The sequence below is a fragment of the Segatella copri genome (assembly GCF_019127135.1).
GTDB lineage: Bacteria > Bacteroidota > Bacteroidia > Bacteroidales > Bacteroidaceae > Prevotella.
Window position 1 is genome coordinate 11,922 of record NZ_JAHOEA010000003.1, and the last position, 24,545, is coordinate 36,466.

Genomic DNA, 24,545 nt, shown 5'->3' on the forward strand with positions numbered 1-24,545 from the left:
AAATACATTTTATTATGTAACAATGCCAGAGAAAAGACAGAAACACCTTTTATTATATAGAAGAATGAGAGATAGGGAAAAGTTATTGATATATGAGACAAAGCACGTATGAGAATCTTTTCATAACTTTGCAAACAGAACAGAAGATGAAAATCAATCTAATAATTTAATTAAATATAAACTATGAAGAGATTATCAATCTTAGCATCGATGCTCGCGATGGCGTGCCTGCCGATGATGGCACAGAAAACGGGCAGTAAGGTTCAGGAAAAGCCTGATCCTAATTTTCAGATTTATCTCTGCTTCGGACAGTCGAACATGGAAGGAAATGCGGCTATCGAAGACATCGACCGAACGGGCGTGAACCCGAGATTCCAGGCTATGTATGCCGTGGATGATAAAAAGGCGGGATGGAAGAAGGGACAATGGCACACCGCCGTGCCACCACAGGCAAGACCCTCTACAGGACTGACTCCTGTTGACTATTTCGGAAGAAAGATGGTGGATAACCTGCCAGACAGCATCAAGGTGGGAACCATCACCGTGGCCGTGGGCGGAGCCAGCATCGACCTCTTCGATAAGCGAACCTATAAGGCTTATCTCAAGAAACAACCCGACTGGATGAAGAACTTTGCATCCCAGTACAACGGAAATCCATACGCCCGACTGATAGAACTGGCAAAAATAGCCAAGAAGCAGGGTGTTATCAAGGGCATTCTCCTGCATCAGGGCGAAACCAACAACGGCGATGCCAACTGGCCTAACCGAGTAAAGACAGTTTATAACGACATCTTGAAGGATTTGAATCTGAAGGCAGAAGACGTACCTCTGCTCGTAGGCGAAACCGTACAGAAGGATATGGGCGGAAAATGCTGGGCACATATCGCCATCGTTGATGATATTGCCAAGACCATTCCTACAGCCCACGTCATTTCTTCAAAGGGCTGTCCGCAGCGTGGCGACGGTCTCCACTTCATCGCAGAAAGCTACCGCACCATGGGCAAGCGCTATGCAAACATGATGCTCGCCCTGCAGGGAATCATTCCAGACAGCAACTATCCGCGTGTAGATAAGGACCGCAGAGCTTATGTAAAGCTCCATGCTCCTGAGGCAAAGAAAGTAATCTTCGACATCTGCGGCAAGCAATATGAGATGAAAAAGGATTTGGATGGCGACTGGTACGGCGTTAGCGATCCGCTGGTAGTAGGATTCCACTACTATTTTCTGAATGTAGATGGCGTGCAGGTTGTTGACCCTGCCAGCGAAACCTACTTCGGCTGCTGCCGTGAAGCAGGCGGTCTGGAAGTTCCAGAAGGAGCTGAAGGCAACTACTATCGTCCTCAGCAGGGCGTAGCCCATGGTCAGGTTCGCTCAGTATCTTACTATGCAGCCTCCCAGAAGCAGTTCCGCCGCGCCATGGTTTACACCCCTGCCGAATATGAAACCAACACCACCAAGCGCTATCCTGTGCTCTATCTGCAGCATGGCATGGGCGAAGACGAAACGGGCTGGAGCAAGCAGGGAATGATGCAGCACATCATGGACAACCTGATAGCAGAAGGCAAGGCTGAGCCTATGATTGTGGTCATGGAGAGTGGCGATGTAAAGAAGCCTTTCGTTGCCCGTCCAGGCAAGAATGTAGATGAAGAGCGCAACCACTATGGAGCTTCTTTCTATGATGTGATTATCAAGGATCTGATTCCGATGGTTGACAAGACATTCCGCACTTATACCGACCGCGAGCATCGTGCGATGGCTGGATTGTCATGGGGCGGTTGCCAGACATTCAACACGGTATTGCCTCACATGGACAAGTTTTCTGCCCTTGGAACCTTTAGCGGTGCACTCTTTGGCGTGGATGTAAAGACCTGTTTCAATGGAGTTTTTGCCGATGCAGAGAAATACAACAAAAACATTCATTATATGTTTATGGGCTGCGGTTCGGAAGAGAACTTCGGTACCGAGAAGATGGCACAGCAGTTGAAGGAACTGGGCATCAAGCTCGATGTTTACGTATCACCAGGCACTCATCATGAGTGGCTCACCTGGCGCCGCTGCTTCAAAGTGTTTGTTCCTCATCTCTTTAAATGGTAAACAAATTAAGTGGTAAACAAACTATCAGACATAATAAATCCCAGAACCGCTTGGAAGAGCGATTCTGGGATTATTTATATACTTCTTGCCATTGAATTCCCGCACTGAAATTACGTCACGACGTATCTTTTACTACGTCCGGACGTAACTTTTGCTGCGTCGGGACGTAGCAAATCCCTCAAAAACACCGTTATTTTGCTGATTTTATGCAAAAAGTGGTAATAGGTGGCAATAAAGTGGTAATAAAAACACCCCTTATTGCCACACGTTATCTTCTAATAATCATAGAGTTAAGTATAAGTGTGGCAAATGTGGCATTAAATTAGAAAAAAAAATACACATGTAACACTACAGGATACTGATATAGCTCAGTAAGCTAACTCAAGTAGTTCAATCAGCTAACCCAAGTAGTTCAGTAAGCTAACCCAAGTAGTTCAGTAAGCTAACTCAAGTAGTTCAATCAGCTAACTCAAGTGACTCAATCAGCTGACGCAGATATCTCGACAAGCCGAAGGATACGTCTCCGTTAGCCTACGGAGTCGTATCCGTAACCCAATGCAGTCATATTCTTAACCCAATGCAGTCGTATCCTTAACCCCACGCAGTCATATTCTTAACCCCACGCAGCCATATCTGTAGGCAAACGGAAGCACATCATGGCAAACTATCAGACATAATAAATCCCAGAACCGCTTAGAAGAGCGATTCTGGGATTTTTTTATACCATTTGTTCATTATTTATATTATATAGATTAATTCGTTACTGAAGTTTCGCATGTAAGCCCCACACGCCCTGAACCAACGGTCACCGGCCGAAGGGAAAGGTAAAGGGCGTGTGGGTAATTTCAACCGTACAGGTCGAAAAGTTTTAGAAAAAGTTATCAGATAGTATTGGGGATAGCAAAACCTTTACTTTTTTACCTTTTTACTTTTTTACCTTTAAAAATCCCAGAAATCTCTTGCAGATATGAAAATAAAACCGTAACTTTGCGGCATGGATTTTTAATACAGATGATTATGAAACAGGTAGAAGAAAGATACATCAGCTTGCTGACCGACTTCGGTTTCAAGCGAATTTTCGGAACAGCAATGAACAAGGATTTGCTCATTTGCTTCCTCAACAGCTTGTTTAATGGCAGACAGGTTGTAAAGGACGTATCGTATCTGAACCCGGAGCATGTGGGAGATGTCTATACCGACCGCAGAGCCATCTTTGATGTATATTGCGAGGGCGAAAACGGCGAGAAGTTCATCGTTGAAATGCAGAATGCGTACCAGACGTATTTCAAGGATCGCGCCCTCTTCTACTCCACCTTCCCTATCCGAGAACAGGCGCCCAAGGGGAATGAGTGGGATTTCAAGCTCAATCATATCTATACCGTTGCCCTGCTCAACTTCAGCATGAACGAGGATGCATTCGACAAGGAGAAAATCCGCCATCATGTGCAGTTGTGCGACACTGCTACCCACAAAGTATTTTACGACAAACTCGAATATATCTATGTAGAGATTTCCAAGTTCAACAAATCCCTGGAAGAATTGGATACACTCTACGAGAAGTGGCTCTATGCACTGAAGAATCTCTATAAGCTTACCCAGCGCCCTAAAGAACTGTGCGATAAAGTCTTCGACCGCCTCTTCGAGGAAGCCGAGATAGCCAAGTTTACTCCGCAGGAAATGAGGGAGTACGAGACCAGCAAGATGGCATATCGCGACATCAAGAATTCCGTTGACACCGCTAAGCGTGAAGGTATAGCTGAGGGTATGGAAAAGGGAATGGAATTAGGTATGGCGAAAGGTAAGCAAGAAGGTCTTGCGGAAGGTATGGAAAAAGGTATGGAGAAAGGTAGAGCAGAAGGCAAGCATGAGGCCAACACAGAAACAGCACAACGATTGCTGGCAATGGGACTTTCTGCCGAACAGGTTTCCAAAGCTACCCAGCTACCTTTGGAAATCATTAAGAATCTGAGCAATACATAAAAAATATAATAGCGGAGATATTGATGACAAATATCACCATAATAAATCCCAGAACTGCTTGGAAGAGCGATTCTGGGATTTTTTATACCATTTGTTTAATATTTATATTATATAGATTCTACATCATCGTTCACATTATTATATATAGTACGATGCGAGCATTGTAAAACGTCTCATTTGTTATATGTTAAATATCAATTACTGAATTATCTTTTTCTGATAACATTGCCTTTATAGTTATGTTTATCGCTGCCCAGAAAGGTTGAATGTCTCGCCAAGTTTTGGGCGGATGATGACCCTTCTGTAACTGGTCAGTGCCGGAGTCCCATTGTCTGTCACTTCACAGATTATATGCAGTTCTTTTCCTGCCGCATCCTGGGGGATACGTAGAATGGCATTAGCTTTGTCTGCCTCTCTGATACTTACCATTGAGGTGTAAGTACCCGCTTCCGGCAATATCCACCAGTGGAATGTCAGTTTATCTTTATCCGGATCCACAGATTTTGAAGCGTTTAATTGGAGTTCCTCTTCTGTTTCTGGTTCAATTATAATCGGGTTCAATCCCTTTTCACCATTTACGATAACTATCGGGTTACGGTTTCCTTTGCCGTATGCAGCCCAATCCATACGTGCCATGAAGTTGGCGAATATTGCGGGATAGAAGTATTTTTCATATTTCTCCGATATGCATCTGACTGCCGGATCTGCATTTGTGTAACATGTTGTCAGACTGTCTGGTGACAGTCCCCATCGGAAATAGCCACCCCAACCAGCCTGGCTACATACGGTCGGATCGTTTAATCCATTTGGGGTTACATGTAGGAAAGAAGGAGTGTCGCCTTCCACTCCGTATTTGTTTTTCGGATATATTTTCCCTAGATTCCCGTGATTTTGTATATGAGTTGCGTATTCGTTCCAATTCTGGCTTCCTATGGCGTTCTGCACGATCCAGGCGCTGTCGTCCCAGAAAAAGCGGATATCCTTGCCGCAAGTCTTGCGGATCCATTGATGAGAACTGAAGGCATAATCCACAGGGGGACCTCCGCATACATCTTGGTCTGTAATTGTATAAACACACAACTTATTCAGAAACTTTCTAACTTCCGTTTCGCTTCGTTCCTGCCTGACAGTCCATATCGCTTGAGCCAGTGTATTTGCACCGCCCCAAACCATAACCCATAAGGGACGGTCGTCCTTTTCGTCAACCAGGTCGATAATCATTTGGCTACCTTGTGAGCGATTCTCCTCTCCAAGTTTGCTTACGCCTAAATCTCTGCTGCCAAATGCAGTCCTGCTACGCAAATAGGCAGCACTTGGCCAATAACCCAACGTTTGTTTGCCAGCTTCCTTTTCTACTGGCAGGAAACCCTTTTGTCCGGATCGTTTCATTAGATTCGGTAGATCCTCCTCGTAGGCATTAATTACTTTCTGCATGTTTTCCATCCATTCGTCCGGATAAGATCTCCCGCAGCTGTTCCATCCTCCTGTCGCAATCAGTCCCTCTATTTCATAAAGGTCAGCATGGACCAGCAGGCGGACCATTGATTCCATGTCATCGGGTTCAAGGTCTGTCGGTGCAATATCCGTAAGTACGACAATACGTGGTTTCAGGGAGGAATCCGCAACTGTTTTCGCTGCAGTTTGCATTGAACATAGAAGCAAGATGCCCAGCATTCCAGCGATTTTCCATTGTAGTTTAATAATATGTCCCATAGTCCTTAATTACGCAACACTATTATAAATTAAACTTTTTAAACACCTGAGCAGCAAAAAGTTCTTGAACAAGTCAAGCGGCAGAGCCGAGCGGCCCAGGATTTTGCCATGTCGAAGAATTCACTTATCTTAGTGTTGCAAAAACAAACAAGAGAATCCAACGATAGCACAGCTTCCATGCATAGTCTCCTCAGCGCGGGATACGTACAGGAAGTTAAGGAGAGTGCATCATAATGGGCAATGCACCCTCCTTGTCATCAGGAAGTTATCATTTGAACTTCCATTCGTCGAATGTGATATTGTTTCCTTTCAGGACAAAACAGAGGTCCATTGTGCCTGTCATATTCTTTTGAAGTTGGGATTCTATGAGTTTCATTTGCGGGGTACCGACTTTGATTGAAGCTATGACTTCTCCGTCCGGCCTATCCCGGCGAACTTCTATGATTCCGTTTCCGGATGCCTTAATTTCCAGACTGGAAGGTACTTTGTTGAATTCCACACCTCTGACAGCAATGATGCCAGTCTTGTTGGGAACGGTAACGGCATACATGTCCCCGATGCTTTTTCCATTTGTGAACTTGACACCTTGTGTGGCTGCTGTGGTTTCGGCCTGCTGGATGATGAACGGATTCATAGGCTGTATCTGTTTTACGCCTTTCAGAGTCTGATTACCCATGTGGATATTCACAGTATTCTCGTCAACTTGTATTTCATCGACACAAACATTACGAAAACCAGCTGTTGTATTGAAACTATGTTGCAAACTCATTGTGTGATAGAATACATACCATTTCCCGCGGAATTTGTGTAGATGTGTATGATTGTTGCTGTAGTCAAATCCATAATCTCCAGGGTTTTTCATATAGTTGTGCTGGTATTTCCAACTTTTGGTTACCAGCGGAGTTTTGCTAGTCATGTAACTCATGCAACAGGTGGTTGGTTTCTCTGTCGGGAGAGGCCAGTCGCTAAAATCTTGCCAATCTATGTTATAAGTATAAACGTATGTGCCGTTGATGTAGTTTAATTCGTTAGCTTCGAAATGATGGGGAGCCCTGATGGGCTTTATCGGGCCATCCACACTAATCATGTCTTTTCCCAAACGCATAATGCGAGCACATCCTCCGCCTACTGTCAGCCAACCTTTTCCTTTGTCATCGATGACTACACCCGGATCGAAAGCGGCTTTGCATTCTCCTGCTATGCCGGGAGTGTTTGTGTCTACCAAACTATGATTCAGCGGGCTTGACCACGGTCCTATAGGGGATGTGGATGTCAGCACCGCGGTTCCACCCCCGCTATTGGAGAAATAGAGGTAGAAGTGAGTCTTGCCGTCCGCTTCCTCACGTTTTGCGATCGACGGTGCCCATGATGTTTGTATCCATGGGGCGATGCTGTCTGTTTTAATAATTCCGTGATAGGTCCAGTTTGTCATGTCATCGGAAGACATCATCACCAGAGATTTGATGTATTCGTAGGAGTTTTTTCCGTAACCGCCTATTGAATCATATTGTTGCTGATCGTTTGTTGCGTACACATAAATTCTGCCTTTATATTCTACTGCAGTTGGATCCGCTGTAAACATAAAATCCAGCAGGGGATTTCCATCTCCTGTGGTGAGTTTAGGGGAAACGTCCGGCATGGTTACATAAGGTACGGAATCATTTTTCAGGGACGGATTTTCTCCGGCCTGCGCATTTTGCTGGTGAGATATCATACATGCAGCAATGGCCATTGATAAAACGGGGGTCTGGATATTTTTCTTTTTCATTCGTATATGATTAAATTGTTTATTCGTTGCAAAATTACAAGAATAATCCGACATAGGCTTTGCGCCATATATCAAATACTTTATCAAACGTATCAAAATGCACTGGGAGGGCAGGTTTGTTACCTGCCCTCCCAGTACTGAATGATTACAAGCGTAGGGCTTGATGCCTACAAGTGACGTAAGTAATAGTGAGAAGAATGCCTTCCGCATATCTTTTGGCGGTCGCCAAAAGATATGCGATTCTAGGACTTGCAATCATTAGGAACAGGAGTTAAAGGCATTAGCTTCTGGAACAACAATCATCAACTCCTAGGGCTACAAGCAACAGATACTAGATTAAGAATTTTCACAACCCATAACATTGGGTATAAACTAAAGTTACATGGCACCCTATTAACAAGGCAAAAATAGCTCAAAAATGTCCCTAATCCAAAAAATCAGTACGAATTTTCGGATTATAATCCAAAAAAACAGTGTTATTTTTTGGATTAGCGAATATTTTCATTACCTTTGCAGAAGATTAGCTGCACTCGGCAATTTGAAAGCGAACTTTCATTGCGCTCATTTGCATAATCTTTGCAGAAGATTAGCTGCACTCGGCAATTTGAAAGCGAGCTTTCATTGCGCTCATTTGCATAATCTTTGCAAAAGATTTAAACATAAGAATAAAATGATAAGAAGGAAACTACAAGAAACGATAGAGGCCAGAATGTTTGGTGGTAAAGCTATTATTATAATAGGTGCCAGACAAGTAGGAAAAAGTACGCTTTTCAAAATGATACTTGAAAAACGTACGGAACCTATATTGCAATTAAACTGTGATGAGCCAGAAGTAAAAGAAATGCTATCCCAGGTGAATAGCCAAGAACTAAAATTGCTCATTGGCAAACACAAGATTGTCATGATAGACGAGGCACAAAGAGTAGAAAACATAGGGCTAACCCTAAAATTGATTACCGACAACTTCCCTGAAGTACAATTACTGGTAACAGGCTCTTCCTCATTTGAATTACAAAACAAGCTCAATGAGCCACTGACCGGCAGAAAGTTTGAGTATCATCTCTTTCCATTGTCCACTGGTGAATTACTCGAATCTCAAGGCTTACTTACAGTAAAACAAACACTAGAGAATCGCCTCATCTATGGCTCATACCCAGATGTCATCAATCATACAAAAGATGCAAAAGACATCTTGTACAATCTGTCCAACAGTTATCTCTATAAGGACTTGCTCACCTTAGAGAGTATACGCCGACCTGCATTGCTTAGCAAGCTACTCACTGCTTTAGCACTGCAAGTTACTAGCGAAGTTTCATACAATGAGCTGGCACAGACAGTAGGTACGGACAGCAAAACCGTGGAAAAATATGTAGACTTGCTAGAAAAATGCTATATCATCTTCAAGCTAAATGGTTTTAGCAGAAACCTGCGCACAGAACTGAAACGAGCCAAGAAGTTTTACTTTTACGACAATGGTATCCGAAATGCCATATTGCAAAACTTTGCGCCTTTGGCCCTTCGACAAGATGTTGGTGCCTTGTGGGAGAACTTCGTTATCAGCGAAAGAATAAAAGCTAACCAGTATGAAGGAAGATATGTAAACAGCTATTTCTGGCGAACCAACCAACAGCAAGAGATAGACTACATCGAGGAAAGCGACGGACAGTTTACTCTCTTCGAAATGAAATGGAATCCAAAGAGAGCAAATACTCAGTTTCCTGCTTCCTTCCTAAACACATACGATGTGAAGGATAAAACGATCATCACTCCCGAGAATTGGCTAGAGCACCTATAAGAAACAAAAAAGTCCTTTCACCTTTCATCTATCTGAAATGCAAGAAGATAGATGAAAGGTGAAAGGACATCTAAACAACAAAACTATTTTTATTTTATCACAAAACCTAACTACTTCATCACAATTTTTCTACCCTTGTGAATAAAGATTCCGCTTGTAGGATGGCTGACACGTACGCCCTGAAGCGTATAGTAAGCATCATCCTGCTGGGAAGGCTGGGCTACTACCGATGGCTGAGTGATGCCAGTAGACTGGTAAGCATCATTGGCAAGATAATAGCTTGGACCATTCCAGTTGGTGCTCCAGCCCTGAATATTGCGGGCTGAGAAATCGGCGTTGGCTATCAGATTCTCTGATGTTCCTTCCTTCACCAACACCATGTCGTCAATATCGAGTGTACCACCGTATTTGCCAAATACAAACTGGAAGGTATCCAAGGTGAAGTTGGCTGTGAAATTCCAGGTCAGCGTCTTCCAGTCGCCAGCCTCTACATGATAGGCTGCCAGATACTGCACATCATCGCTTCCACCCCACTGGTTCTTGTGGTCGCTTGCATTCCAGATAGGCCAGAATCCCAGCTCAGCGCAATCTGCAGAAGTTCTCACCTTCATGGTCAGCGTATACTTGGCACCCTTCTCCAAAGCCTTTGGCAAGGTGTAGATAGCCTGACGGTCCCAGAGGTTCTCGCCCACAGTACTCTCGTAACGGATGAAATAGTTGCGGTTTTCCACAGGCACCGAATGCTGGTTCAACTGATGAAGCTTGAAGAAGTTCCACAGTTCCTGGGTAGAATTTACCCCGTTAGGCTCATTGGAATGCCAATGTCCCTTACCGTCGATGGCTATCAGGGTTACCTCTACCCCGTCGTTCACATTATTATATATAGTGCGTGTGGCTTTCGGACCTGTGCAATTGGCAGGATAAGGGCGGATTACCTGCGGGTTGCTTGCATCACATCCCTCGTAGGCAGCCCACTTCTTTACATATTCCTCAATGCTAGGATAACCGCCAGCCATGTGATAAGGATCGCCCGTATATTTGAACACATCATCACCGGTTCCGTGAATATGCATGATAGGCACCTTGCGGTTAGCTTTAGGCTGCTTACCGATATCCACACCACTAACCGGTCCGAAAGCGGCAATCTTATCACCCAAGGTTTCCAGGCAGTGATAGCCCAGCCAACTGCCCATGGAGAAGCCCGAGAGATAGATACGGTTCTTATCCACATTGTGCTTCAGCTCCATATCCTTCATGATAGCCTCCACAAACTTCACATCACCCATACCGCCGGTATCCCACATTCTGTTATTACCCAACGGATAGGTAACGATAAAACCTTCGGTATCAGCCAGCGCACTCCATTGCGTCTGCTTCTGCTGATACTCAGGGTCCTGATTCATACCATGAAGAGAGATTACCAAGGCTGGTGATTTCTCTACATTCTTTGGTACATAAGTGAGGGTCTTACGAGTAGAAGTCCCCACTTTCACCTCTTCCCAAGTCTGTGCCGCCATCTGGAGGCACAGAACCATGAGGAGAGATGCGAGCATTGTAAAACGTTTCATCTGTTACTTGATAACCATCTTTTTACCATTCTTGATAACGACACCCTTGTAACCTTTGCCTACCTGCTGACCTGCAAGGTTGAATGCCTTGCCATCCTGCAGCTTGACGCTCTCGATGTTAGAGATACCTGTGGTTGTAGTAACCAACCAAGCACCGAGTACAGATACCTGGGCAGGATTTTTGTCTGGGTCGGTATATTGTATACCCATAGTCTTGATGACAGCACCTTCCTTGGTGGTGAAGGTAATCTCATCGCTGCCGTTGAATGAAGGCCACTCAGAACTATTATCCTCGTAATCTACACACATCTGAACATTTGGGGTTGGCTCTGCCAATTTCACTTTCACGGTAACATTGCTCTTGCCAGCCAAACCATTGATAGCGAGCTGCTGCCATTGTGAATTGTAAGAAACTACACCCTTATAAGCTACTGTGTTATCAGTACCAGCCCAACCGGTAAAGGAGGCATTAATTTTCTTTTCAGTACCGTCAGCGGCAACCAAAATCATCTTCTTAACTTTCAGGTTCACTTCCTCAGCATCGGTATGCTGCACGCTTACACCTACGATGTAAGGATGCTCCTGGTCGAAAGAAAGCTCAAACTTCTTGGTAGCTCCATCGCCCACAGCTCTTCCGTAGGCAGGAGTTGGATCGCCTTCAGCATCAGCAGAAGCCTTCCAAGTATAGTTTACCTGGCAGTTGGCAGGAAGCGGCTCTTCGAACTCGAGGATATACTTAGGATAATCTGCAGAATTGACATTGCAGGCAAACTCTGCTGCACCCCACTGCTTGGAGATAGTGAAGTCATAAACATCAGCATCGTAGGCAAAACCTGCATTCCAACCACCACCCAAAACAAGAGGAGTCTCTGTCTGAGCATTCACACTTACAGCCATGAAAGCTGCTACAATCAAAGTAAATAACTTTTTCATAAGCTTTACAATTTGTTATTAAGTTAATAAATTCAGTTATAAGATTGAGTTGTTTCTCTAATCTGTTGGCAAAAGTAACAGAAAAGGCAGAAAAAGACTTTGCGTGGTATAACAAATACTTTGTGAGAAGTACCAAATAGGTTTGATAGCCAACATTATAACGAAAATGATACACCATCAAACCTATTTGAAGAGGAAATCACAACAAAGGAGTCATATAAATCGGTAAGAGGAGCGTTTGTCCATCTTTCTTCAAATCCTTTGTATACATGAGATATCTCTTATCTATTCGATCAGAATATTTAGCACAAAACTCGTCTAGTGACTTATGAGTATTATATCCTGAGGATTTCACCTCTATCGGATAAATTTTCTTTCCTCTTGAAAGAAGGAAATCCACTTCATAACTTTTATGGCTAGTGGCATGAGGGAAAGTATAATAATAAAGTTTATTGCCAGAAGCTACTAACATCTGCGCTACAAGATTCTCATATACATATCCCATATCACTACTCAGCTTATCACTCAAAAGCTTTTCATAAATAATATTTTCAGTATGATCTTTGTCCCAAAAGGCGAGAGTCACAAAAAGCCCCGTATCTGCCGTAAACATTTTATAGAAATTACCATCACTATGAAGAGCCAGACCTACATTCGGATCATTGGCATGATAGGCAAAATTTACAACCATACTATCCTTCATTTCCTCCAATATACCCATTATGTTCTTACGTTCAGAATCATCCAACACACTAGCTACTTGGTATCTAGATGCATTATTATTCAGCTGAGCAGGTATATTAGCAAAAAGTTTAGCTGCTCGTCCACTATTGTCGATCTTTCTAAAATCATCCAAATAGAGTTCCAAAATTTCCCTTTTCACAGCATCCGTCTTACTAAGATTATTCGTCTCAAGATATTCTTTTACAGCTTGTGGCATTCCACCAACAAGCATATAAAGGCGAAGCCGACGCATAGTTTCTCGATGAGCAGCTTCCAAAGGGATCCGTGAATCAAAAAATTGTTTGAGCAAGGGCATCGTAACTTTATCCCCTAAAGCCCAGCAAAATTCCTCAAAGTCCATTGGATACATTTCCAAACGCGTCTCTTCACTTGGGATGATAATATTAGCTACATTCTTTTTTATACTAATTAGAGAACCCGTCTCTATATAATCGTATCTACCATCAGCCACTAGATGTTTAATAGCTTGGCGAGCCTTAGGACAAAGTTGCACTTCATCAAAAATAATCACAGACTTTCGCTTCTCCAAGACCACCTGATAAATAGACTGAAGGCGAAGAAAGATAAAATCTAAATTCATTAAATCTTCAAAAAGATCTGTAACAGCCTTTGAAGCCATAGAGAAATCAATCAATATATAGCTTTTGTACTCTCGCTCAGCAAAAGTACGCACTATAGTAGATTTTCCTATGCGTCTTGCTCCCTTGATAAGAAGCGCAGACTTCCCCTGACGCTCTTGCTTCCAAGCAAGCATCTTATCATATATTTTTCTTTCAAACACAATATTTGCCATAACATTTTGATTTTGAGTGCAAAGATACAAAATATTCCAGATTCCCCAAATGTTTTTGCCCAAAATGTTCCAGATTCCCCAAATGTTTTTGCCCAAAATGTTCCAGATTCCCCAAATGTTTGGTCAAAACAGAGGAAAAATATACAGAGCCTAATACATCACATCCTTCTCTGGGAAGCTATGGGATAGCGGACCATAGAGGGGATGGGCATCCAAAAGCTTGACACTGCGGGTGAGAGGAAGCACATCCTCCGCCCACTGGCGATAGAAGGTGGCATCATGCAAGATGTAGAGATACTTGCGCGCCAACTGCTCATGGCCACTCACCAGTTCGGTCTCAGCAAGACGCTTCAGCATTCTGCCGCTCTGGTTACCATTGGCAATGAGCTGCTTAAACTCGAAGGCATATCGGCGAGAAGCATTCACCAAACCAAGATGGAAGAAGAGGTCACTCTTCATGCAGATATTGATGGGATGATCCAGCTTGCCATACGAAGCCATAAACTGGCGCATCCCATCATCACTCAATGCCCCCGTCTTCCATTGCGCCAACTTCACAGCCGCCTCGCTCGCCGTAGCCATCGGAGCCTTCTTAGCAGCCTTATCCAAGATGGCATGCCAATCCTGTCGGCGCACCAACATACTATACTCCATCTGCTCATATACATCAGAGGTATACCACTCATGAGGGAAGAACGCCGTAGGATCGCGCAAATAATCAATGCCACGAAACACACGAGCCTTGGGATAAGGCAGCATTCTGGCACTATCCAACTGCACAAACAAGCCTACCACCAGCACAGCCACCAAGCCCATCGCCCAGTTCTGCTTATCCTTCTGCCTGCACAAGGCATAAGCCACCAAGCACATTGCTGCCCATATCGCCATCGGTCCCACTAGCCAATAGCCCAAAGTGAGCAATAGCAGCAGATAAATAATGGCAGGTCTCCAAGCCGAGAAGATGTTACTAGGCATCAGCAGCAACATAGCCTCAGTAAGCAGCAAAGCCATAGGCACAGTAGTCATCACATCCTTATCGCCCATGATCGCCCACATTACAATAGGCGGCAGAAACGACAGGAGATAACATCTCATACCGTCCTTACAGCCCATCCTTCTCATCAAGAGCCAGGTGATCCGTTGCAAGCCGCCCATGAGTAGCGCCAGGAGCAAGGCGCCCAGCGGCAGATTGTTATAGCACTGCACCAGCATCTCAGCCAAATAGCGAGCCACGCCACCTGGTTCTGCCAGTCTATCCATCAGATAATCCCCATTCCATAAGAAGAGCTGCATCTGCTCATGATAAGCCAATGCGCAGGGATAGGCATATCGCCAGAAGATGTACAGGGCAGCCATGAAGCCAGCCGCCACCATCCATCGGCTTCTATCATTATTCTTCGTATCTTTCATTTTCCGTATACCTTATTATATATAGCATTACTTAGCCACCCGCCATTCCATACGTTTAGGGTTGTTGATATGCCCAGGCATATCCTCTATCTCCACCTTGCGCAGCGTGAAGTCGGGCGTATTATATGAATACATGCGGCGCAGATTGTCCTCCCTAGGTCGGCGTTGCGGCAGGAGGAAAGGCTTGGTAGAATGGCCCTGCCTGTCCACGCTAGCCAGATAGATGCGAGTATACAGGCCGTCCTCTCGCCTACTGGTAAAGAGATACCATCCGCCACTCTTGCTCCAGTTGTGGAAACTGTCAGAGTCATCACTGTTGGCAGCGTCCAGGGCATGAGCCTTGCCAGTCTTCAAGTCTAACAGCCATAGGTCAGCCTCCGGATGCCAGATAGAGAAGTAGCCATAATCCAGCGTGGTAAACATCAGATATCTGCCATCGTATGACGGACGAGGCCAAGTGATGCTCTTGCCCAAAGCCACTGCACTGATGAGCGTATCCACCATTTCGCCCAGCTTGCCCGTCTTGGCATCGAAGCCCACACGGCAGAGGCTATATCGGCTCTCACGGAAATGCTGCTTCGGATCTCTGAAAGGCGCGGTGATATAATAGAGCCACTTACCGTCTGGCGAAAACACAGGGCAGTTCTCCAGATTCTCCTTGGTGGCAAAGCGAGCATCCACCATCGCCTCATGCGTCTCGGGATTGTAGATGAAGATATCAGAGCTCATATCGAAATACTCGATGCGCTTCTTAGCCTGAGAATGAAAATACTGCTGCGTATCATTGGTACTGAAGGCGATAAACTTGCCCGATGGATGCCAACAAGGGAACACCATCGGACCACCCACCTCCAGATTCTTCGACTTCATCCAGTCGTCCTTGCCCTGATGGCGAATCAAGGTAGCACCCTTCTCGCCACGGATATGCAGCGTAAACTCATCGGGATTGGTGGCATTGGCGGTATGACAATTCACACAACTGCCCGGCACCTCGGTGGTGCGATAGATGGCAAACTCATCAAAGTTGGAGAGGCAACGCTGAAAGAGTCCCTGCATACCATAGAGCTCATAGCCAGGAGCCACCATGCGATAAGTGACGCCCCACTCCTTCATCCTCTGCTTATCCACGAAGATGTCAAAAGGCTTGAATTGTCTCCACTGTCCGTCCTTCTTGGCGACAACAGTAAGGGTCAGTTTTCCGCCTCGATTATCACGTAGCAGTTGATGCCATTGTTCGATGTCAAACTCCGCATCCTCTCCCGATGTCTCCATCGCTCCCTTCCTGGATCCCTTTATCTGTACCGACATAGCCGTATATCCCTCATCTTCCATGCAGAAGTTGAGCGGAGCGATATTGGCAGGCACGGTAACGCCCACGTAGTCGGGATAGATGGCAGGCAACTGGCTCACCATCGTTATGTCATGTGGCTTTTGCGAGCAGCCCACCAGCAGCAGGCAGCCCATCAGCAAATAATATATCTTTTTCATGGGTACAAAGATACTACTTTTTTCAGAAACACCCTTTGCGTCATGTAACAAATACTTTATCAGGAATGCAAATGTGCAACCAAATGAAATACTTTGGCAGTTGTTCTAAAACAAACGTTCCCCTCTATGCAGCCAGAGCCTATGTGAAAGATTTTGGCACGAAAACGCACTTTTTCTCGAAAAAAAGTGAGAAAAAGTGCGTTTTCGTGCCATTTTAAGTAAAAAGGTCGGTCGTGTCTTCTCGACACAACCGACCTATCACGACTAACATCATTTCGGTTAATCCTTTATATGATAAAACCTAAACTAATGTTTCTTTATATTAGATGGCGTGAGCCATAGGATAGGCTCACACCACAAATATTACTTAGCATCATTCCAGTACTCTGGAGCACCGAGACCAGCTGCGAAGCCACCATAGGTGTGCTTGCGGTAGTAGTCCTTGTCCCAAAGACCAGTAGGAGCACCAGCACGCCATCCGCTGTTAGCAGGAGAGTCTGTAGGACACCACTGACAGATACCCCACTGCTGAGCCTCAGGGATGATTTCGAAGTACTTCTTGATGACGAACTCATAAAGCTCACGCATCTGCTTGTGCTGCTCCTCAGTCATATCGTTGGTGTTTACACTCTTGCCTGTTTCATCCACATAACCCATATCCAACTCAGAGATACGAACCAACTTGCGAGAGTCAGCCATCAACTTCAACATGTTGACAATAGCATTCTTCTTTGACTCCTGAGTCTTAGGATTAGCATAGCAAGAGATGTGCATCTGGCTACCGATACCATCAATCTTGGTAACACCATCAGCCTCCCAATCCTTGATCCACTGAATCAAGCTCTTGAGTTTGCCATTCTGATCCCAATCACTCTCCAAGTTATAGTCATTGATGAAAAGCTTCAAATCCTCAGGGTTGCCATTGTGGGCAGCAAAGCCTTCACGAGCAGCCTTTACTGCAGTGCGAACATAGTCGAGGTCGCCAAGATAATCCTGCCAGTAGAAATTGCTGGCTGCATCCGCTGCAGATACATTACCACGAGTAGCCGACTGAAGGTCGTACTTACCATCACCATCTTTATCAGCTCCAGAAAGAGCCTCGTTGACAACGTCCCAAGCCTTTACCTTACCATCACAAGCTTCCATCATACCATCTACCCACTTGTTCATAGCCCAAGTCAAAGTATCCTTCTTCTCTTCATCTGTCAAAGGAATCTTATTTGCCTTCTTCATGTAGTAAACCTCGAAGTCATCGATGTAAATGGTACCCACATACTTACCAATGTTCAGCAACAGACGTTTTGCATTGTCACCATTACAAGTAGTAGCAACATCCACTTCCTTCCAATCGGTAGTAAACTTGATGGTTGGGAAGTCGCCACAGCCCTTGTAGCCATCAGGATTCTGGAAACCAGCTCCAAATGAACCATCAACAGAACCCTTGATCTTCATCTTCAAATGATAATTCTTACCATTTTCGAAAACAAATCCTGGCTCATAGTTAATCTGAGACTCCCAAGCATTGCCTCTTGCGGTAACATTACCAACTTCGCAGACACCATTTACATTTGTTGGAGCCTTGTCCATACCCCATCCACCGAGGCTTTTGTCATCATCGAAAGTAAGATGTCCTACGGAAACAGGGACTTCCATGACTGGAGCCTCAGAGTGAGTGAAAGTGACAGACTTCCAGTAAATCTTACCAGCAAAATCACCATGCTGGAACATAAGACCATTATTGTCCATGGTAGGAGTAACCTTCAGTAGAATCTCCTTGTAACCAGCATTAGCAGGAATCTTAAAGGTCTTCTGGTCTCCACCACCCCAATCGCCTACCTTGAAGTGAATGTTGGCATCCTCGTCTCCTTCTGCCTTGCAGACAATCTTCACGGTATACTCCTGACCTGTCTTAAGTGCTATACCGTTTACCATCCAATACTGAAGGCGATAGAAAGGATCTATTTTAGCAGGGTTAGTGATAACCATGGCACCATCCTTGTTCCACTCCGTTGTAACAGAAGCAGGAGAACCGGTCCAACTGTATGCCGTAAGGGTGGAACAATCCAAGTCGTAGTCGATCTTCTCAACCTTTGCTCCTGGATCCACCTTGATTTCCCTACCCTCAATCAAGCCATTCAAGTACTTCAAAGGCTGCTGAGAGTGCCATGCCAAAGTATGTCCATAAACAGAAAGACCTGCGTTTGTGGCATTTTTAACATAAGTCTTAACCTTCTCGAAGTCCATGCTTCCATCATCTGCCACACAAGAAGCCATTTTCATGGCATTACCTGCCACGGTCTCATTGAAGTTGCTATTGGTCAAGGCATATACTAACTCTTGTTTGTTATACTCATCAACCGTAGTTCCAATACCGAGATGGAAGTTTGGCTTGTCAGCAATGTAATCCTTGAGAGCATCATACTTTTCCAAATAGCCATATTCAGCCAACTTATCAGGACGCACCGTCTCGAAGTTCTGGTCGAAGTGGTCTGCACATGAGGCCAAAAGCATGGCCCCAAATGCAGATATTATTATTTGTCTTTTCATAACTTATACGATCATTAATTGTTATAGGTAAATGAGAACTCCTCCTTGGTTACTCCACTGCGCTGCCAAACGAGTTTCTCGTTGAGATTCTTCTTCACCCCACCAGCGAAGGTAATCTCAGCATTGAGTTCCATCAAGTCACGATACTTGTTGTTCCAAGACAACAAGGCATCGTCTGCCCAAGAACCTGTACCTGTAGCCTTCACACCATCGGTAAGAGAAGTGATGGTACACTTGTCATTGGAATCGAAGGTCAACAAGAGGTCAGCCTTCAAGATCTTACTGTCTTCCTGGAACTCTACAGAATAAACTGAGCTATTCAAGCTACGAGTATTAATCTGCACCTTAGATGCCTTCTCAATGTTATCGGTACTTGTATTGTGATTGGTCAACCACCAGCCACTATACTTGTTCTGATACTTCACGCAATACATCACATAATCCTGTGGAGCAGTCTCCCAAACAGAAGCATTGGTACGAGAGCCTGTTCTACCTTCCTTCAAAGTACCAGTAGCGATTCTATCGAAACCAGTCTGATTCTGCATGACCAAAGGAATCACGTATGTATTCTTGACAGCATCAGGATCATTGAAGAAAGCATCAGTGAGCTGCACCTCAGTACCGCCCTGCATACCACCATTGAAATTGAAAGTAGTGGTTGCGAGCTGATAATACTCAGCAGGCATAGCCTTCACAGGAGTTCCATCGGCAAATGTCAAGTGATCACACAAGCTGTTGTCAACGGCAACATTAACCGCTGCTTTTCTGCCATTGTATGAGCCTCCGAAGGTAGCCAAGATTTTGCACTTGTGCGCCTTGTCCAATGTTGTATCATACTCATCATCACCCAGCACAATGGTACGAACTGGTGATTGATAAGCAAAGTAAGCAGTAGTTCCACCCTCGTAATCATCGAAAGTTTGGTCTCCATTCTCACATGCAGTGAAAGAAGCCATCAGTCCTAAGAGGACAGCTACCATTTTGATATAACGTTTCATAATCATTAGTCTTATTTTAATGTTAGTCGTTTATTATTTCCATCCCTCGTTCTGCTTGAGATTACTATATTTCAAAATCTCAGAATAAGGAATTGGACCATAGAACATATAGTCATCATACTTACGCTCCTCTGCCTCGAAGGTCTTATAGACGAAAGCACCAGTTGTCTCGTCTGTTGTGATGTTGATACCCTTGGCAGCCTCATTGAGATTAGCCTTCCAGCGACGCAAGTCCCAGAAACGATGATTCTCGAAGCAGAGTTCCAGGCGACGCTCATTGCGAATCAACTCACGCATTTTCTCCTTGCTCTGTGCGCACTCTTCCAAGTATGGGTCTTCACCAAACTCGCCTACGCCAGCACGCTCACGAATTGCCTTGATGACATCGTATGCAGAATAGTCTGCTCCACCTACCTTAGCCTTAGGACCTTGAGCCTCATTGGCAGCCTCAGCATAATCAAGAAGAATCTCTGTCGTACGGATACGAGCATTCAAATGCTTCTGCTTGGTAGTTGAGTTAGGGTTGAGGTTGATGTCTGAGCGGAGCAACTTGCGGAGATAGTAGCCAGTCTTGGTTGACTTTCCATTCTCCTTGTTAAGTCCATCTGTAGTCTTAGAGTCTGCCGCAGAGTTTACCTCGCCATCTGTAGAACCTATCTTATCGCCATTCACCAAAATGTAAGCCTTCAGACGAGGGTCACGGTCAGCATAAGGATCATTGGCATTATACTCAGAGTTTGCATCTGTGATAGGATAGCCATTCGCCATTGGAAAGGCATCCACCAAGTTCTGGGTTGGGTTCACACGACCCTTACCATAGAGAGTTGGAGGATAGTTGTCACTCTCCAAAGAGTTGTTCTCATCAATGCCACCACGCCAGATTATCTCCTTAGGGTTCACAGAAGTTGCACCCAAGCCCTCGATTACGCTCTTGTTGTCGAACCACTTCCATCCATCAGGATCGCAAGCACTCAAACCACCGAAGTTCTTCAAGCAGTCTGCAGCAAGCTTGGCTGCATCCTCGTAGGTAAATGTACCAGCAGAGGCATAAGCTGGAGATGCTGCCATGATAGCAACCTGAGCCTTGAAGGCTGAAATGATTCTACCATCAATCTTACCACGGTGGTTGTCACCGAAAGCACGGTTATACTCTGCATTGGAAGCACCTTCCTGTGCATACTTGGCTGGAACCTTGTCCTCATCCACATCACCATACTGCTCTGGGAGATACTTCAAAGCTTCATCGAAGTCGGACATAATTTGGTCAATGCACTCCTTGAAAGTGTTACGAGGCAAGTTGAAATCAGAAGAGGCTGTCTCTGATGCGAGATGGATAGGCACACCCATCAACTGACCATCTACCATACCGGCATGAGCACGGAGCAAGTAGAAAAGATGCAAGCCTCGCAAAGCATAGGCATTGCCCTTGTAATTGTCACAATACATCTGGTTGAGCACCGGTGTAGAATAAGACCACTGTACCTTGTCGCAGTTCTCCAACATCAAGTTGCAGTACTGGATGGCGTGATAGCGACCGTCCCACTGTGACACAGGGTTCATGTTTGCATCCCAAGAACCAGTTGCCATCTTCTTGTAGTTATCAGAGTTGTTGTTGGTGACAGCATCATCTGTAGCAACGTCTGTAACTGGAGAATTGGCATAAGGCAATGCCAAGTATGCATTGTCAAGAATACCACGAGCAAACTGTGGATCCTTGTACATCTGGCTGATATCTTGGTTATTTTCCAAGGCTGGTTCAAACAAGTCGTCACAAGATGTGAGCGAGATTGCAACCGCACTTATCAATAATAATCTTGATAATTTCATAATTTTATTCTTTTTATAAATCTTAGAATGATACCTTAGCACCGATGCTATAGAAGCGATTCAAAGGTGCCGAACCTGAATTGTTAACATTCATCTCCAGTATCTTGCGCTCCTTGGCGATGGTCAGCAAGCTGTTACCATTTACAAAGAGTTGGAGACCGCGAACGAAGCTCTTCATGAACATTGACTTAGGGAAGTCGTATGTGAGCTGTACCTTCTGCAGGTCGAAGCGGTCTGTAGAGTACATCCAGAAGTCTGAATTCTGGTAGTTATTGGTACCAGCCTCTGTGGTCAGACGTGGGAAAGTGGCTGTGGCTGCAGTCTCCTTGGTCCATCTACCACGCATCTCTGCTGTATATTTGGCATCACCGCCTACCCAGTAATAGGTAGAGTTCTTAACAGCCTTGGCACCAAAGTTACCTGTACCGAGCAAGAAGAGAGTGAAGTTCTTGTACTTCAAGGTCACGTTCAAGCCGAGTGTGTAAGGTGTGCCATACCATCCACCCTTGCCCAGGTAAACCTGGTCCTTGCTATCGATAACGTTATCACCATTCTGGTCCTTGTACTTCAGGTCGCCCGGACGGATGGTTCCGCCAATAATCTGGGTTGGAGAGTTCTTGATATCATCCTCATCCTTGAAGAAGCCCTCACACTCGTAACCCCAAATGGCATCGAGAGGCTGTCCCTGACGATACTGGTAAGCATCAGCATACTGTGAGTCATCACGCTTGGTAGCCTCAGTGGTATAATAAGTAAAGTTTGCACCTACACCGATGCCTAACTCACCAATCTGCTTTTTATAGTTCACACCCAAGTCGAAACCTGTACGCTTATCCTCATTGTAGTTCATATATGGTATGAATGAAGACTCCGGATAGTAGCTAAAGAGATAGCTAGGCATCTGGTTGCGAGCCTGGATGATACCATTGGTCCACTTTGACAAGAAATAAGATGCATCCAAGCTCAAAGACTTATCAAGCACCTCGGCATGAAGAGAGACTGAGAATTCCTTGCGATGCAAGTAATTGAAGTCTTTGTTCTCACCATGCTTTGACTGAACTGCTGAGTGACCAGAACCTCCGTTCCAATCCCACCAACCACCATTTTGGTATACACCTAAGTACATATAGTAGTTGTCGATACCCAAATCGGTCTTCAAGTCAGTATAGCTTGCGCTCAAGGTCAAATCATCAAAGAATGAATTCTCCAAGAACTTCTCCTTAGACAAGCGCCAACCCAATGTTGCTGATGGAGAGAAACCCAATCGGTTAGAAGAAGGCAACTTTGCAGACCAAGGTGTAGCCAAAGAGAAATCGGCATAATACTTATGGTCGTAGTTATAAGAGAGCTGCAAGCCCATGTTGGCATTGCTTGTCTTATGATACTGACCAGAAATTGTCTGCTGATAACCGTTAGCCACCAACATGGCACTTACGTTGTGTACGCCATCGAAGGTGCGGTCATAATCAAAGTGCGCATTGAATGCGATGGTCTGGTTGTCGGTAGAACCAGAGATATTCTGCACACCAGACTTCTTATCCACCGTGCCATTGTTGTTAAGACCTACGATGACATCCTTGCCATTGAAGTTTGCCCAAGTTGGCTGGAAGGTAGCGTAAGTATTATTAAACGATGTGGTATAGAGCGTAGCATAGTCGATGGCCACCATCGTGTGGAAGCTCAAGCCCTTGAGTACAGATGAGAGGTCGAAGTTGACACCTGCATCAAACTGGAACTGACGGCTATGATAAGTATTGGTACCAGAAGCATAGATGTCACCAAAGACATTACTCTGATCCAAGTTTGTACCACCCAAGAAGTATTTGCCATCGATGATGTTGTTGGTTGCCCCAATCATGGTCAAGGCATTCTTCGCATTAGGGTCAATCATGTCAATCGGAATCAGCGGAGCCACACGGTTAGGACGGAAAGTACGAGCCAACTCCCAATACTTATAACTATTGTTGGCAGACTTAGAGCCATAATAGGTAGCATTGGCGTTCACGTAAGCCGTTATAAAACTATTCAAGAGAATATCGACATTACCTCTCACGTTGAAGCGGTCTGTATAATCCTTCTTAGCAGCACCAAAGTTCAAGTTGTCGCCTGCACGGTTATAACTGATATTGGCATAGAAGCGCGCACGCTGGTTACCACCTTCTATCTCTGCAGAAACCTCAGAGCGATTAAATGCCTTCTTGACATAATCAGAGGAATAGAAATCTACGCTTGGATAACGATAAGGATTCTGACCTGACGCAAAGTTGTAGATGCTCTCCGAACTGTATGGAAGGTTGTTTGGGTCACCACCATCGTTGAGGAAAGCCTCGTTGTAAAGGCTCATGTACTCAGCTGAACCAAGATACTCAGGGAAAGCCTTGGCAACATTCCAACCTGTGTTGGCATTGACCTTCACTTTCAATCCTTCTGTCACACGACCACGTTTGGTAGTAATCATGATGACACCATTGGCAGCGCGGCTACCATAAAGCAGAGATGCCTGAGCCCCCTTGAGGAAAGAGATGTCCTCAATCTCGTCAGGACGTACATTGTTTGCTTCACGAGGCACACCATCAATCAAGACGAGGGCATTAGAGTAACCCCACATGCCGTTGCCATTGTAACCTGCCACATAGCCCTGCATGTTATCAAGACTATAGGTATTATAGTTCTTCTCTGTCAATTCTCTGACATTGATACTACCGACACCACCGAGCACGTCAGTCTTCTGTACCTTCTTGAAGGCAACGTTGACCAATGCGCTGTCAGCTGTTTCCTGAGCTGACGCTGGCAACTGTGCAAGAAGTGCCGTAACGACTGTCAAAGCAGAGTATATTTTGTTTTTATTACTTTTCATATATGATATGATATTTTCGAAGTTTATGTT

14 protein-coding genes are annotated in these 24,545 nt (G+C 44.9%); 3 read left to right on the forward strand and 11 right to left on the reverse strand.

Annotated elements, in window-relative coordinates; all coding sequences use genetic code 11:
* Positions 1 to 183: 183 nt before the first annotated feature.
* Complete coding sequence (locus KSW37_RS01225; RefSeq protein WP_217313108.1) at positions 184 to 2,094, forward strand: sialate O-acetylesterase; 1,911 nt, start codon at positions 184 to 186, stop codon at positions 2,092 to 2,094.
* A 1,011-nt stretch (positions 2,095 to 3,105) separates the two neighbouring features.
* A complete protein-coding gene (locus KSW37_RS01230) occupies positions 3,106 to 4,074 on the forward strand; it encodes an Rpn family recombination-promoting nuclease/putative transposase (protein ID WP_217313109.1) in 969 nt (322 codons plus the stop codon).
* Positions 4,075 to 4,317: 243 nt separating this feature from the next.
* Here KSW37_RS01230 and KSW37_RS01235 read toward each other — a convergent pair whose 3' ends face one another.
* Positions 4,318 to 5,787, reverse strand: coding sequence for a DUF1593 domain-containing protein (locus tag KSW37_RS01235; protein ID WP_217313110.1), 1,470 nt, complete (start codon positions 5,785 to 5,787; stop codon positions 4,318 to 4,320).
* 268 nt (positions 5,788 to 6,055) lie between these two features.
* On the reverse strand, positions 6,056 to 7,555 hold the full coding sequence (locus KSW37_RS01240; RefSeq protein ID WP_217313111.1) for a glycoside hydrolase family 43 protein: 1,500 nt from the start codon (positions 7,553 to 7,555) through the stop codon (positions 6,056 to 6,058).
* 670 nt (positions 7,556 to 8,225) lie between these two features.
* On the opposite strand from KSW37_RS01240, the gene KSW37_RS01245 reads away from it, so the two are divergent.
* A complete protein-coding gene (locus KSW37_RS01245) occupies positions 8,226 to 9,350 on the forward strand; it encodes an ATP-binding protein (protein WP_118141050.1) in 1,125 nt (374 codons plus the stop codon).
* Positions 9,351 to 9,460: 110 nt separating this feature from the next.
* Here the strand turns inward: KSW37_RS01245 and KSW37_RS01250 are convergent, their stop codons facing one another.
* The 9 genes from KSW37_RS01250 to KSW37_RS01290 form a co-directional block, all read right to left on the reverse strand.
* A complete protein-coding gene (locus KSW37_RS01250) occupies positions 9,461 to 10,918 on the reverse strand; it encodes an alpha/beta hydrolase family esterase (RefSeq protein ID WP_217313112.1) in 1,458 nt (485 codons plus the stop codon).
* Between the two features lie 3 nt (positions 10,919 to 10,921).
* Positions 10,922 to 11,851, reverse strand: coding sequence for a hypothetical protein (locus KSW37_RS01255; protein WP_217313113.1), 930 nt, complete (start codon positions 11,849 to 11,851; stop codon positions 10,922 to 10,924).
* A gap of 199 nt (positions 11,852 to 12,050) precedes the next feature.
* Complete coding sequence (locus KSW37_RS01260; RefSeq protein WP_217313155.1) at positions 12,051 to 13,388, reverse strand: ATP-binding protein; 1,338 nt, start codon at positions 13,386 to 13,388, stop codon at positions 12,051 to 12,053.
* A gap of 150 nt (positions 13,389 to 13,538) precedes the next feature.
* Positions 13,539 to 14,798: a DUF6057 family protein gene (locus tag KSW37_RS01265; RefSeq protein WP_217313114.1), complete on the reverse strand. Its 1,260-nt coding sequence runs from the start codon at positions 14,796 to 14,798 to the stop codon at positions 13,539 to 13,541.
* Positions 14,799 to 14,825: 27 nt separating this feature from the next.
* Entirely contained in the window at positions 14,826 to 16,286 is a 1,461-nt protein-coding gene (locus KSW37_RS01270) for a TolB family protein (RefSeq protein WP_217313115.1), read from the reverse strand.
* A gap of 363 nt (positions 16,287 to 16,649) precedes the next feature.
* Positions 16,650 to 18,833: an endo-1,4-beta-xylanase gene (locus KSW37_RS01275; RefSeq protein ID WP_217313116.1), complete on the reverse strand. Its 2,184-nt coding sequence runs from the start codon at positions 18,831 to 18,833 to the stop codon at positions 16,650 to 16,652.
* Positions 18,834 to 18,847: 14 nt separating this feature from the next.
* Positions 18,848 to 19,831 (reverse strand): DUF5627 domain-containing protein, encoded by a 984-nt coding sequence (locus KSW37_RS01280; RefSeq protein ID WP_217313117.1) that lies wholly within the window; start codon positions 19,829 to 19,831, stop codon positions 18,848 to 18,850.
* Positions 19,832 to 19,864: 33 nt separating this feature from the next.
* Entirely contained in the window at positions 19,865 to 21,658 is a 1,794-nt protein-coding gene (locus KSW37_RS01285; protein ID WP_217313118.1) for a RagB/SusD family nutrient uptake outer membrane protein, read from the reverse strand.
* Positions 21,659 to 21,680: 22 nt separating this feature from the next.
* Positions 21,681 to 24,515, reverse strand: coding sequence for a SusC/RagA family TonB-linked outer membrane protein (locus tag KSW37_RS01290; RefSeq protein ID WP_217313119.1), 2,835 nt, complete (start codon positions 24,513 to 24,515; stop codon positions 21,681 to 21,683).
* Positions 24,516 to 24,545: the final 30 nt, after the last annotated feature.